We start from the raw sequence: 12255 nt of genomic DNA on the forward strand, positions 1-12255 counted from the left end.
TCAGTGGTGCAGACCTCTTGTCGGCACGCGCGGGTCCGGCGAGGGTGGCGGCGAACCTTCCGCACACCTTCCGGAGGACGCATGCGCGAGGAGAACGCCACCCCGAGATCCGGCGATTCCGACGACGGCTACTCCCGCCGTTCGGTTCTGCGCTCGGCGGGCATCGCCGGTGCAGGGCTCGGCCTGGGGGCCTTCGGCGCCTCCCAGGCCCAGGCGGCAGACGCGGGCGCGGCCGGTGAAGCCGCGGCGCCGGCTGTGCCGCCGCGGAGCGGCAGGACGATGATCGGCGTGCCCTTCGAGACCCACACCACCGTGCGGGTCGGGATCGTGGGCCTCGGCAACCGCGGCGGCGGCATGATCGACCTGTTCCTGGCCCAGCCGGGCGTCCGGGTGACCGCGCTCTGCGACCCGGTCGTGGACAAGGTGGAGCGGGCCGCGAAGAAGGTCGTCGCCGCCGGCCAGCCGGCGCCCGCCACGTACACCAAGGGCGACCACGACTTCGAGCAGCTCTGCGCCCGCGGCGACATCGACTTCGTCTACGTCGCCACCCCCTGGGACTGGCACTTCGAGATGGCCAGGGCGGCCATGACGAACGGCAAGCACGTCGGTGTCGAGTGCCCCATCGCGATGACCGTGAAGGAGCTGTGGGAGCTCGTCGATCTCTCCGAGCGCACCCGCAGGCACTGCATGCAGTTGGAGAACTGCGCGTACGGCAAGAACGAGATGCGGGTGCTGCGCATGGCGCACGCCGGGCTCTTCGGCGAACTGCTGCACGCCGCCGGCGCGTACAACCACGACCTGCGCGGGCTGATGTTCGACCCCGACTACTACGAGGGCCCGTGGCGCCGGCTGTGGCACACCCGTCTGCGCGGCGACCTCTACCCCAACCACGGCTTCGGCCCGACGGCCAACTACATGGACGTCAACCGCGGCGACCGCGTCACGCAGATCTCCAGCTTCGGCACCCCGGCCCTGGGCCTCGCCGAGTACCGCGAGGAGCACATGCCCGCCGGCGACCCGAGCTGGAAGGAGACGTACATCGGCAGCGACCGCACCTTCAGCGTGCTGCAGACGGCCAAGGGCCGCGTCATCCGGCTGGAGCACGACGTCTCCACCCCGCACCCGTACAGCCGGATCAACTCCCTCGGCGGCACGAAGGGCGTCTTCGAGGACTACGAGCCGCGCATCTACCTGGAGCCGATGCACACCGACGACCGGTGGCACAGCTTCGGTGACTTCGCGGAGTACGACCACTGGCTGTGGAAGGAGCACTCCAACCCGCCCGGCGGCCACGGCGGCATGGACTACATCATGATCTTCCGGCTGATGCAGTGCATGCGCCTCGGCCTGGTACCGGACTTCGACGTCTACGACGCCGTGACCTGGACCGCGCCGGTGCCCCTCAGCCACGAGTCGATCAAGGCGGGCGGCAGGCCGCAGCAGATCCCGGACTTCACCCGCGGCGGGTGGAAGGACAAGCGCTCCGGCGTCGACTCGGAGAAGCCCGACGAGGCGTGAGCGCCGGCTTACGGCCGCGGCGCGGCGCGCCGCTAGCCGGCCAGGGAGGCCCGGTCGCCCATCACGGCGACCGGGTCCTTCCGCGGGTCCAGGGTGCGCAGCAGCGTCGTCATCCCGGACTTGGAGATGCTGACGCACCCGGACGTGCCGCTGCCGTGGTCCATGTGGAACCAGATCGAGCCGCCCTTCCCCTGTCCCTGCGGGCGCGTCGGGTCGAGCGGCGAGGTGCCCCGCACGCGGTTGTAGTCGATGGCGATGACGAGGTCGAAGTCGTTCCAGTGCGTCTCGGGCCAGTAGTGGGGCGCGGCGAAGGCCGGGCTCTGCTGGTACGGGAGCTTCGCGCCCGGGTCGGCGAGGACGCCGCCGGCGTCGGAGAGCGTGAACACCCCCACGGGGCTGCGCTTGTCGCCCTCGCGGTGGTCGGGGGTCCAGCCCTTCTTGCCGTTGTGCGCGGGCCAGCTCTCCCGGCGCTGCCAGTCCCCGCCGCGCTTCTCGTAGAGGACGACGGTGGCGTCGGCCGAGTCGGGGCCCTCGCCGTAGACGGCGACGGCCTGGCGGGAGTCCGCGGGCACCTTCCCGTTCAGCCGGGCGCCGACGCCGGGGATGTCGCCGGGCGGGGTGGCCGGCGACGCGCTCGCGCCGCCGGTGGCCGCGGCCTTGCCCGTACCGCCCGTACCTCCGCCGTCACCGCCGTCGCCGCCCGAAGTGCCGCAGCCCGCCAGCAGAATCAGCCCCACCGCCGCGGCGGCCGTCCGGCGCGGCAGCCGCCCGCTCGTCCCGTACGCACGCATACACCCATCGTCACACGCCGCGTCCCGCACCCTGCCGGGCGGCCCCCCGCGGGCCGTGGCGCGATGGCCACGGCGCGGGGGAAAACCGGTTGAAAACCCGCCCGCAAACCGCCAGCCTTGCACGGCTCACCCACACCCGAGACGACCATTTTGGGATGCCATGCAGTTGCGCGACCTGCCGCACACGGACCCCGGTGACCCCGACGTCCGATCCGGCCGCCACTTCCTCGTCTGGCTCGGCCGCATGCAGCTCGGCGGCCAGGTGGCCGCGCTGCTCTGGGGCCTGGTGTGGATGCTGCCCCTCGGCGCGATGCCGCTGGCCGTGGGCATGGCCGTGCAGGCGGTCGTGGACCGGAACGGCGGGCGGCTCGCGGTCGCCGGCGCGCTGCTGATCGCGTTCGGCGCGCTGATGGCGCTCGGCGACAGCATGCTGCACCGCGCGGCCGTCACCAACTGGATCACCGCCGCCTCCCGGGTCCAGCAGTTGCTGGCCCGCAAGGCCGCCGACCTGGGCTCGATCCTCACCCGGCGAGTCGCGGCCGGCGAGGTGGTCGCGGTGAGCACGGGCGACGTGGAGAAGATCGGCTGGTTCGTCGAGTCGTTCTCCCGGTTCACCGCCGCGCTCTTCACCGCCCTCGCCGTCACCGCGGGCCTCGTCGTCTACGCGCCGGAGCTGGGCCTCCTCGTCGCCGTCGCGCTGCCCGTGCTGGCGCTCGCGCCGCTGCCGCTGCTGCCGTACGCCACCCGCCGCGCCGACGACCAGCGGGCCAAGGCCGGCCGGGCGACCGAGCTGGCCGCGGACACCGTGGCGGGGCTGCGGGTGCTGCGCGGCATCGGCGGCGAGGAGCTCTTCCTCGACCGCTACCGGGAGGCGTCGCAGAAGGTGCGGACCGCGGCGGTGCGCAGCGCGCGGATGTGGGCGCTGATCCACGCCGTGCAGGTGGCGCTGCCGGGGGTGCTGCTGGTGGTCGTCGTCGGGCACGGGGTGGGGCTCGTGCGGAACGGGACGATCACGGTCGGCGAGCTGGTCACGGTCTACGGGGCGGTGACGTTCCTGCTCTTCCCGATGCACCACTTCGCCGAGCTGGCGATGGCGTACTCCTTCTCCCGTCCCTCCGCCAAGCGCGCCGCCCGCGTCCTCGGGCTCGCCCGCACCACGACCGGCGGCACCGGCAGCGATCACGGCCCGCTCGGCGGCGAGCTGCACGACCCGGCGACCGGGCTGCGCGCCGCGGCCGGCCGGCTCACCGCCGTGGTGTGCGGCGACCCGGACGCCGCGGGGCGGCTCGCCGACCGGCTCGGGGGGCACCCGGCGGAGCCGGGCGAGCTGCCGTCGGTGCGGCTCGGCGGCGTGGAGCTGGACGACGTGCCGCTCGCGGGGGCGCGGGCGGCGGTGCTGGTACAGGACAAGGACCCGATGCTGCTCTCCGGGACGCTGGCCGACCTGCTGGACGTACCCGCGTCGGGATCGGTCAAGCCCGCCGCGGCGCTGGCCGCCGCGCAGTGCGGCGACGTGCTCACCGCGCTGGCGCAGGCGGCGGCCGCGGCGCCGGACGGCGACGGGGCGCCGATGGGCGCGCCGATCACCGAGCGCGGCCGGTCGCTCTCCGGCGGCCAGCGCCAGCGACTGGCGCTGGCGCGGTCGCTGGTGGCCGACCCGGAGGTGCTGGTGCTGGACGAGCCGACGTCGGCGGTCGACTCGCACACCGAGGCGCGCATCGCCGAGAGCCTGCGGGAGATCCGCGCGGGCCGTACGACGGTGGTGTTCACCTCCAGCCCGCTGCTGCTGGACCGGGCGGACACGGTGGTGTTCGTGCAGGACGGCACGGTGCTGGCCGAGGGGCCGCACCGCGAACTGCTCCACGGCGACGTCGCGTACCGCGCCGTGGTCACCCGGGAGACGGACGACGAGAAGCAGGCCGGCCGCGTACCGGAAGGCGATCCTGCCGTACGCGGCGAGGGCGGCGTGCCGCAGATGATGGAGGAGACCGCATGATCGGCGTGCGACCGCCGGAGTACGACCCGGCCGCGCCGCGCACCGCGACCACCCTGCCGGTGGGCGCGCCCGCGACCGTGCGCGGCTACGTGGCGGAGCTGCTGCGCCGGCACCGGACGGCGTTCCTCCTGCTGATCGCCGTCAACGCGATCGCCGTCATCGCCTCCATGGCCGGGCCGTACCTGCTGGGCGGGCTGGTCGAGGACCTGTCCGCGGGGGTCGAGGACCTCCATCTGACCCGCGCGGTGGTGCTGTTCTCGATCGCGCTGGCGATCCAGGCGTTCTTCATCCGGCTGGTGCGGCTGCGCGGCGCGATGCTGGGCGAGCGGATGCTCGCGGACCTGCGCGAGGACTTCCTCGTGCGGTCCGTGGGCCTGCCCCCGGGCGTGCTGGAGCGGGCCGGGACCGGCGATCTGCTGTCCCGTATCACCACGGACATCGACCGGCTGGCGAACGCGATGCGCGAGGCCGTACCGCAGTTGACGATCGCCGTGGTGTGGGTCGGGCTGGTGCTCGGCGGCATGGTGGTGATGGCGCCGCCGCTGGCGGTGGCGGTGGTGCTGGCCGCGCCGGTGCTGCTCGCGGGCTGCCGCTGGTACTTCAGGCGGGCGCCGAGCGCGTACCGCTCGGAGGCCGCGGGGTACGCCGCCGTGGCCGCGGCGCTCTCCGAGACGGTGGACGCGGGGCGCACGGTGGAGGCGCACCGGCTGGGCGCGCGCCGCGTCGCGCTCTCGGACCGGCGGGTGAAGGAATGGGTGGCGTGGGAGCGGTACACGCTCTATCTGCGCTGCATGTTCTTCCCCGTCTTCAACGCCACGCACGTCGTCGTGGTCGGCTCCGTGCTGCTGATCGGCGGCGCGTTCGTCTTCCAGGGCTGGATGAGCGTCGGCGAGCTGACGACGGGCGCGCTGCTCGCGCAGATGCTCACCGAGCCGGTGGGCATGATCCTGCGCTGGTACGACGAACTCCAGGTGGCCCAGGTGTCGCTGGCCCGGCTGGTGGGCGTACGGGACATCGAGGAGGAGCCCGGCGACGCGGCCGTGCGGCCCGGCGGCCGGGACGTCCACGCCGACGAGGTCCGCTTCGGCTACCGCGCGGGGGCGGACGTGCTGCACGGCGTCTCGCTGCGGTTGCGGCCGGGCAGCCGGCTGGCGCTGGTCGGGCCCTCGGGCGCGGGCAAGTCGACGCTGGGGCGGCTGCTGGCCGGGATCTACTCGCCGCGGCGCGGCGAGATCCGGCTCGGCGGCGCGGAGCTGGCGCGGATGCCGGCCGAGCGGGTGCGCGAGCACGTTGCGCTGGTCAACCAGGAGCACCACGTCTTCGTCGGCTCGCTCCGCGACAACCTGCGCCTGGCACGTACCGAGGCGAGCGACGCGGAGCTGTGGGCGGCGCTGGGCGCGGTCGACGCGGGCGAGTGGTCCCGGGCGCTGGACGACGGCCTCGACACCGAGGTCGGCTCGGGCGGCACGGCCCTCACCCCGGCGCAGGCGCAGCAGATCGCGCTCGCCCGGCTGGTGCTGGCCGACCCGCACACGCTGGTCCTCGACGAGGCGACGTCGCTGCTCGACCCGCGGGCGGCGCGGCACCTGGAGCGGTCGCTGGCGAAGGTCCTGGACGGCCGCACGGTCGTGGCCATCGCCCACCGCCTGCACACCGCGCACGACGCGGACGTCATCGCGGTGGTCGAGGAGGGCCGCATCAGCGAACTCGGCAGCCACGACGAACTGGTCGCGGCAGACGGCGCCTACGCCGCCCTCTGGCGCTCCTGGCACGGCTGACCGGCCCGCCGGACGGCGTCCTGGACCGCGCGCCCCGGGTACGCCCCGTCCCTCGCGCCGCGGTCCCCTCGTCGCGCCCCGGCCGGCCGCCCTTCCGTGGACCCGGCCGGGGCGTCGTCAGCCGATGACGCCCATCGCGGTGAGCCCGCCGGCGGTGCCGGCGAGCATGAAGGCCGGCATCAGTATCTTCAGCTCGATCCAGCTTCCGGCGCGGAAGCGCATGAAGTCCGGCGGCCCGATCGGGTACCAGCGCCGGCGGCCCACCGGGATCGGCCACAGGACCGGGCAGCCGGAGACGGTGAGGGCGTCGCCGAGGTCGTGGACGAGGGCGCCGAGGACGATGGGCAGGCCCAGCCACAGGTACTCCTGGCCTGGCTCGGTGAAGAGCCAGTCGGAGCCGTTGCCGGGCCGGTCGAGGACGGCGGCGAGGATCCAGGCGCTGGTGGCGCCGAGGAGCCACACGAGGACGTCGCTGGAGACCCGGGCGGCCCGCCACAGCAGGCCCTCGATGGCCAGCACCATGTGGACGAAGAGGATCCCGAGGACCGCCCACCGGCCGCCGAGGACCGCGAGCGCGGAGAAGCCGGCGCCGACCAGGACCGCCCAGAGCCAGGTGTGCGTCAGGGTGCGGTGGCCGCCCGAGCGGCGGGGGTCGCCGCGTTTCTTCGTCGCCTTGTAGACACTGGCGGAGAGCTTGTCGATGACCTCGCAGAGGATGCGGGACAGCGGGCCGAAGGCGCGGGAGATCGTCGCGGACTTGTGATCCAGGTCCGGGGCGAGGGCCGCCCCGGCGCAGATGAGGGCGCCGACGGCGAGCACCGGCCAGGGCATCTCGTGGCCCGTCGCGGTGGCCGCCGCGCCCACCCCCAGCCACGCCGCCGCCCCCGAAAGCGAGTGCGCTGGACCCATCATGAAAAACTCCCCCGCCCCTCGTCCGCCCGTGTGGTGAACGGCCGTTGGCCCCACAGGCTCCGCCCGTCGGCGGCACAGCCTAGCGCGGGTGATCTTCAGACGTACCGGGGGTTCACACTTCCGGGGCGGTGGAGGGCAGTATGGTCGGGTGACCCTAATCGATCAGATGCCGCCCACCGCCGACCCCGACGACCTCTTCGAGGCGTTCTCCTCCTGGACCGAGGAGCGGGGCATCTCCCTCTATCCGGCGCAGGAAGAGGCTCTGATCGAGGTCGTCTCCGGCTCGAACCTGATTCTGTCCACCCCCACCGGCTCCGGGAAGTCGCTGGTCGCGGCCGGGGCGCACTTCGCGGCGCTGGCCCGGGACGAGGTCTCGTTCTACACCGCGCCGATCAAGGCGCTGGTGTCGGAGAAGTTCTTCGACCTGTGCAAGATCTTCGGCACGGAGAACGTCGGCATGCTCACCGGCGACGCCTCCGTCAACGCCGACGCACCCGTCATCTGCTGCACCGCCGAGGTGCTGGCGTCCATCGCGCTGCGCGACGGCAAGGACGCCGACATCGGCCAGGTGGTGATGGACGAGTTCCACTTCTACGCCGAGCCGGACCGAGGCTGGGCGTGGCAGATCCCGCTGCTGGAGCTGCCGCAGGCGCAGTTCGTGCTCATGTCCGCGACGCTCGGCGACGTCTCCCGCTTCGAGGAGGACCTGACCCGGCGCACCGGCCGGTCCACCTCGGTGGTCCGCTCGGCGACCCGGCCCGTCCCGCTGTCGTACGAGTACCGCACCACCCCGCTCACCGAGACCCTCACGGAGCTGCTGGAGAACCGGCAGGCGCCCGTCTACATCGTGCACTTCACCCAGGCGCAGGCGGTGGAGCGGGCGCAGGCGCTGATGAGCATCAACATGTCGACCCGCGCGGAGAAGGACGAGATCGCCGCCCTCATCGGCAACTTCCGCTTCACCACCCGGTTCGGCAAGCAGCTCTCCCGCTACGTCCGGCACGGCATCGGCGTCCACCACGCCGGGATGCTGCCCAAGTACCGGCGGCTGGTGGAGAAGCTGGCGCAGGCCGGGCTGCTGAAGGTCATCTGCGGCACCGACACCCTCGGCGTCGGCGTCAACGTGCCCATCCGCACGGTGCTCTTCACCGCGCTCACCAAGTACGACGGCAGCCGGGTGCGCACCCTGCGGGCACGCGAGTTCCACCAGATCGCCGGCCGGGCCGGGCGGGCCGGCTTCGACACCTCCGGGCTGGTGGTGGCGCAGGCACCGGAGCACGTCGTGGAGAACGAGAAGGCGCTCGCCAAGGCGGGCGACGATCCGAAGAAGCGCCGCAAGGTGGTGCGCAAGAAGCCGCCCGAGGGCTTCGTCAACTGGTCGCAGAACACCTTCGAGAAGCTCATCGCCGCCGATCCCGAACCGCTCACCTCCCGCTTCCGCGTCACCCACGCCATGCTGCTGTCCGTCATCGCCCGCCCGGGCAACGCCTTCACCGCCATGCGCCGGCTGCTGGAGGACAACCACGAGCCGCGCAAGAAGCAGCTCCGGCACATCCGCCGCGCCATCGCGATCTACCGCTCCCTCCTCGACGGCGGTGTGGTCGAGCAGCTCGACGAGCCGGACGCGCAGGGGCGCATCGTGCGGCTCACCGTCGACCTGCAGCAGGACTTCGCCCTCCAGCAGCCGCTGTCGACCTTCGCGCTGGCGTCGTTCGACCTCCTCGACCCCGAGTCCCCCTCCTACGCGCTCGACATGGTCTCCGTCGTGGAGTCCACCCTCGACGACCCCCGGCAGATCCTCGCCGCCCAGCAGAACAAGGCGCGCGGCGAGGCGGTCGCGGAGATGAAGGCGGACGGCGTCGAGTACGAGGAGCGGATGGAGCGGCTGATGGACGTCAGCTACCCCAAGCCGCTGGAGGAGCTGCTGTCCCACGCCTACGGGCTGTACCGCAAGAGCCACCCGTGGGTCGGCGACCACCCCCTCTCTCCCAAGTCGGTCATCCGTGACATGTACGAACGGGCCATGACCTTCGGCGAGTTCGTCTCCTTCTATGAGCTGGCCCGCACCGAGGGCATCGTGCTGCGCTACCTGGCCAGCGCGTACAAGGCGCTGGACCACACCGTGCCGGACGAGCGGAAGTCCGAGGACTTCGAGGACATCGTCGCCTGGCTCGGCGAGATGGTCCGCCAGGTCGACTCCAGCCTGCTGGACGAGTGGGAGCAACTGGCCAACCCGGCGGAGGAGACCGCCGAGCAGGCCATGGAGCACGCCGACCAGGTGCGCCCGGTGACCGCCAACGCGCGCGCCTTCCGCGTCCTCGTGCGCAACGCGCTGTTCCGCCGGGTGGAGCTGGCGGCGCTCGACGACGCGGACGAACTGGGCGCGCTGGACGAGGAGTCCGGCTGGGACGCGGAGCGCTGGGGCGAGGCCCTGGACGCGTACTGGGAGGAGTACGAGGACATCGGCACCGGTCCCGACGCCCGCGGGCCGCGGCTGCTGCGGATCGAGGAGGACCCGGAGCACGCCCTCTGGCGTGTCCGCCAGACCTTCGCGGACCCGGAGGGCGACCACGACTGGGGCATCTCCGCGGAGGTGGACCTCACCGCCTCCGACGCCGAGGCCCAGGCCGTCCTCCGCGTCACCGACGTCGGCCCGCTGAGCCGGGCGGCCGGCTGACCTGCCGTCAGCGCGGCAGGCCCGTACGGCGCCGGCGGCCCCGGCGCAGCCAGTTGAGGCTGCCGCGGCGTGGTCGGGTGGCTCCCGCCGGGCGCGCGGGCGGGGCGCCGCCGGGGGGCGGCGGAGCCGCGCACGGGGCGGGGAGCGGTGCCGGGGACGCTTCCGGAGGCAAGGCCGGGCCCGGGGTGGCGTAGCTGGCGCGCGCGGCCTGGAGCTCCACCGCCAGTCCCAGCCGGTAGCCCAGGGCCTCCGCGTCGGTCTCCGCCAGCAGCACGCCCTCCGCCGCCCTGCGGGCCGTCTCGCTACCGCCGCGCGCCGGGGCAACCAGCTCCGCCCGGTGCTCCACGACGCGCGCCCGCTCCCCGGCGTCGGGCACCTCCTCCGCCAGCTCCGCGTCGCTCAGCACCGCCGCGTACGCGCCCGCCCGCTCCCACGGGTCCACCCGCTCCGACAGCAACTGCTCCACCCGCCGCTGCCGCCACCCGCGGGCCCGGGCGTCCGCGCCCTCGGCCAGCTCCGCCCGCATCGCCGGCGGCAACGGTCCGCGCAGCAGCCCCGGCTCCCGCTCCCCGAACCGCTCCACCTCCGTCGCGAGATACAGCCAGACCACGACCCGGTACCGGTTCACATAGAACCGCGCGGGCGCGAAGCACCCCGCCCGCGCCAGCCGCGTGAAGCGGACGGAGGAGATGCCCAGCTCCTCCGCACCCGCGACCGTCCCCACCAGCCGTAGCCGCTCACGCAGCGCAGCCGCCGCGCCGGCACCGCCGGCGCCCCCGGCGCCGTCCTCCGCCCGCAGCCGCGCCACCTCGGCCCGGGCCACCCGGCGCCGCCCGCCGGCCCGCTGCGGCGGCTCCGTCGGCACCAGCCCGAGCTGCACCGCCAGCTCCAACTCGCGCGGCAGCAGCCCCAGCTCCGCCGCCGCCCGGCCGAACGTCAGCAGCTCCGCCCGCTCGCCCGCCGCGCCGGCCGTCCGCGCGCCCGCCCCGGTCCTTACCACCATGGCCATCTCCCCCGTCGTCGCCCGAAAGCGCCATCCCGATTACTCTCAGTGACGAGACTAGCGCGTCGCTCCCCGTCCCGCCTCCCCCTGTGGATAACCTGCTCGCATGGGCGAGAAGATGACCGGCGAAGAGTGGCGCACCTTCGTCTCCGCAGGCACCCGCACCGGCAAGCTGGCCACCGTCCGCGCCGACGGCAGCCCCCACGTGGCCCCGATCTGGTTCGTGCTCGACGGCGACGACTTCGTCTTCAACACCGGCGCCGGCAGCGTCAAGGGCCGCAACCTCGCGCGCGACGGCCGCGCCACCCTCTGCGTCGACGACGAGCGCTATCCGTACTCGTTCGCCGTGCTCTCCGGCCGCGCGAGGCTCAGCGACGACCTGGACGAGATGCGCCGCTGGGCCACGGTCATCGCCGCCCGCTACGTCGACAGGGAACTGGCCGAGACCTACGGCGCGCGCAACGCCGTCCCCGGCGAACTCCTCGTCCGCGTCACCATCGACAAGGTGGTCTCCGAGGCCGGCGTGGCCGGGTGACCCCCGGCACCCCGGGCCCGCTCACCCCACCGGCTCCGTGCCGACCGTGTCGAGCAGCCGGGCGGTGTGCACCCGCCCGGCGTACTCGACCAGCCTGATCAGCACCTCCTTCCCCGAGTCGCGGTCGCGCGCGTCGCACAGCACGACGGGAGTGCCCTGGTCGAGGTCGAGGGCACGGGCGACCTCGTGGGCGCCGAAACTGCGCGACTCGGGAAAGCAGTTCACCGCGACGATGAACGGGATGCTGCGGTGCTCGAAGTAGTCCACCGCCGGGAAGCAGTCCTGCAGCCTGCGGGTGTCCGCCAGCACCACCGCGCCCAGCGCGCCGGTGGCCAGCTCGTCCCAGAGGAACCAGAAGCGGTCCTGCCCCGGCGTGCCGAACAGATAGACCGCGAGTCCGGCGCGGATGGTGATCCTGCCGAAGTCCATCGCCACGGTCGTCGTGGTCTTCTCGTCCACGCCGCCGGTGTCGTCGACGGCGGTGCCGACCTCGCTCAACTGCTCCTCGGTGCGGAGCGGACGGATCTCGCTGACGGAACCGACCAGGGTGGTCTTGCCCACCCCGAAGCCGCCGGCGATGAGGATCTTCAGCGCCAGCGCGTCGTCGACCCTGCGGTCAGAGGGCGCGGAGTCCATCGATCACTTCTCTCAGGATCATCTCGTCGGGAAGCTGCGCCGGCGGTACGGGCCTGCTCACCCGTACGCAGCCGAGTTCGACCAGATCGCCGAGGAGCACCCGCACGACCCCCACCGGCAGATCGGTCTCCGCCGCCAGTTCGGCGACGGACTGGGTCTCGATCCGGCAGAGGTCGATGAGCGCCCGGTGTTCGGGTCCGAACGTCTCGGCCTCCTTCCCCGCGGCCTCCAGCGCCTCTTCCTCCAGGTCGATGAGCGCGATGAGGTCGAACCGCACGGTGGTCGTCACCGGCCGGGTCCGGCCGCCGGTCATCGCGTACGGGCGGACCAGCGGACCGGCCTCGGCGTCGTACCAGTGACTGCCGTGGTGCGGAGGGGTGCCACTCATATCTTCAGTCATAACGTGTCA

The 12255-nt window shown here is 73.4% G+C and carries 10 protein-coding genes; 5 read left to right on the forward strand and 5 right to left on the reverse strand.

What is annotated here, in order from left to right; genetic code table 11:
- Nucleotides 1-81 precede the first annotated feature (81 nt).
- A complete protein-coding gene (locus DMB38_RS02290) occupies nucleotides 82-1518 on the forward strand; it encodes a Gfo/Idh/MocA family oxidoreductase (RefSeq protein WP_125933727.1) in 1437 nt (478 codons plus the stop codon).
- A 32-nt stretch (nucleotides 1519-1550) separates the two neighbouring features.
- Here DMB38_RS02290 and DMB38_RS02295 read toward each other — a convergent pair whose 3' ends face one another.
- Nucleotides 1551-2309 carry a L,D-transpeptidase family protein gene (locus DMB38_RS02295; RefSeq protein WP_125933728.1) on the reverse strand — a complete coding sequence of 253 codons (759 nt, stop codon included), beginning with the start codon at nucleotides 2307-2309 and terminating at the stop codon, nucleotides 1551-1553.
- Between the two features lie 160 nt (nucleotides 2310-2469).
- Here DMB38_RS02295 and DMB38_RS02300 point away from each other — a divergent pair, with 160 nt between their 5' ends.
- Together DMB38_RS02300 and DMB38_RS02305 are read left to right on the forward strand one after the other, a co-directional pair.
- The gene (locus DMB38_RS02300) at nucleotides 2470-4305 is read left to right on the forward strand and encodes an ABC transporter ATP-binding protein (RefSeq protein ID WP_125933729.1); all 1836 of its coding nucleotides are present in this window, start codon (nucleotides 2470-2472) and stop codon (nucleotides 4303-4305) included.
- The gene (locus DMB38_RS02305; protein ID WP_125933730.1) at nucleotides 4302-6083 is read left to right on the forward strand and encodes an ABC transporter ATP-binding protein; all 1782 of its coding nucleotides are present in this window, start codon (nucleotides 4302-4304) and stop codon (nucleotides 6081-6083) included. The genes DMB38_RS02300 and DMB38_RS02305 overlap by 4 nt, the downstream gene beginning before the upstream one ends.
- Nucleotides 6084-6200: 117 nt before the next feature.
- Here the strand turns inward: DMB38_RS02305 and DMB38_RS02310 are convergent, their stop codons facing one another.
- On the reverse strand, nucleotides 6201-6995 hold the full coding sequence (locus DMB38_RS02310; protein WP_125933731.1) for a metal-dependent hydrolase: 795 nt from the start codon (nucleotides 6993-6995) through the stop codon (nucleotides 6201-6203).
- Nucleotides 6996-7143: 148 nt separating this feature from the next.
- On the opposite strand from DMB38_RS02310, the gene DMB38_RS02315 reads away from it, so the two are divergent.
- Nucleotides 7144-9672 (forward strand): DEAD/DEAH box helicase, encoded by a 2529-nt coding sequence (locus tag DMB38_RS02315; protein ID WP_125933732.1) that lies wholly within the window; start codon nucleotides 7144-7146, stop codon nucleotides 9670-9672.
- 7 nt (nucleotides 9673-9679) lie between these two features.
- On the opposite strand, the gene DMB38_RS02320 is transcribed toward DMB38_RS02315, so the two are convergent.
- Nucleotides 9680-10675: a DUF6397 family protein gene (locus tag DMB38_RS02320; protein ID WP_125933733.1), complete on the reverse strand. Its 996-nt coding sequence runs from the start codon at nucleotides 10673-10675 to the stop codon at nucleotides 9680-9682.
- Nucleotides 10676-10781: 106 nt separating this feature from the next.
- Between DMB38_RS02320 and DMB38_RS02325 the strand changes: the two genes are divergently transcribed.
- Entirely contained in the window at nucleotides 10782-11210 is a 429-nt protein-coding gene (locus DMB38_RS02325) for a PPOX class F420-dependent oxidoreductase (RefSeq protein ID WP_125933734.1), read from the forward strand.
- A 21-nt stretch (nucleotides 11211-11231) separates the two neighbouring features.
- On the opposite strand, the gene DMB38_RS02330 is transcribed toward DMB38_RS02325, so the two are convergent.
- Nucleotides 11232-11846: an ATP/GTP-binding protein gene (locus tag DMB38_RS02330; protein ID WP_125933735.1), complete on the reverse strand. Its 615-nt coding sequence runs from the start codon at nucleotides 11844-11846 to the stop codon at nucleotides 11232-11234.
- A complete protein-coding gene (locus DMB38_RS02335) occupies nucleotides 11827-12246 on the reverse strand; it encodes a DUF742 domain-containing protein (RefSeq protein ID WP_101425705.1) in 420 nt (139 codons plus the stop codon). The genes DMB38_RS02330 and DMB38_RS02335 overlap by 20 nt, the downstream gene beginning before the upstream one ends.
- Between the last annotated feature and the right edge of the window lie 9 nt (nucleotides 12247-12255).

It is taken from the genome of Streptomyces sp. WAC 06738 (assembly GCF_003945505.1).
Lineage (GTDB): Bacteria > Actinomycetota > Actinomycetes > Streptomycetales > Streptomycetaceae > Streptomyces.

What these genes read in the sequence shown, in the direction of transcription:
- DMB38_RS02330 (WP_125933735.1), bottom strand. Translation starts at nt 11,846, where the DNA reads ATGGACTCCGCGCCCTCTGACCGCAGGGTCGACGACGCGCTGGCGCTG.
- DMB38_RS02325 (WP_125933734.1), top strand. Translation starts at nt 10,782, where the DNA reads ATGGGCGAGAAGATGACCGGCGAAGAGTGGCGCACCTTCGTCTCCGCA.
- DMB38_RS02310 (WP_125933731.1), bottom strand. Translation starts at nt 6,995, where the DNA reads ATGATGGGTCCAGCGCACTCGCTTTCGGGGGCGGCGGCGTGGCTGGGG.
- DMB38_RS02335 (WP_101425705.1), bottom strand. Translation starts at nt 12,246, where the DNA reads ATGACTGAAGATATGAGTGGCACCCCTCCGCACCACGGCAGTCACTGG.
- DMB38_RS02300 (WP_125933729.1), top strand. Translation starts at nt 2,470, where the DNA reads ATGCAGTTGCGCGACCTGCCGCACACGGACCCCGGTGACCCCGACGTC.
- DMB38_RS02320 (WP_125933733.1), bottom strand. Translation starts at nt 10,675, where the DNA reads ATGGTGGTAAGGACCGGGGCGGGCGCGCGGACGGCCGGCGCGGCGGGC.
- DMB38_RS02290 (WP_125933727.1), top strand. Translation starts at nt 82, where the DNA reads ATGCGCGAGGAGAACGCCACCCCGAGATCCGGCGATTCCGACGACGGC.
- DMB38_RS02295 (WP_125933728.1), bottom strand. Translation starts at nt 2,309, where the DNA reads ATGCGTGCGTACGGGACGAGCGGGCGGCTGCCGCGCCGGACGGCCGCC.
- DMB38_RS02305 (WP_125933730.1), top strand. Translation starts at nt 4,302, where the DNA reads ATGATCGGCGTGCGACCGCCGGAGTACGACCCGGCCGCGCCGCGCACC.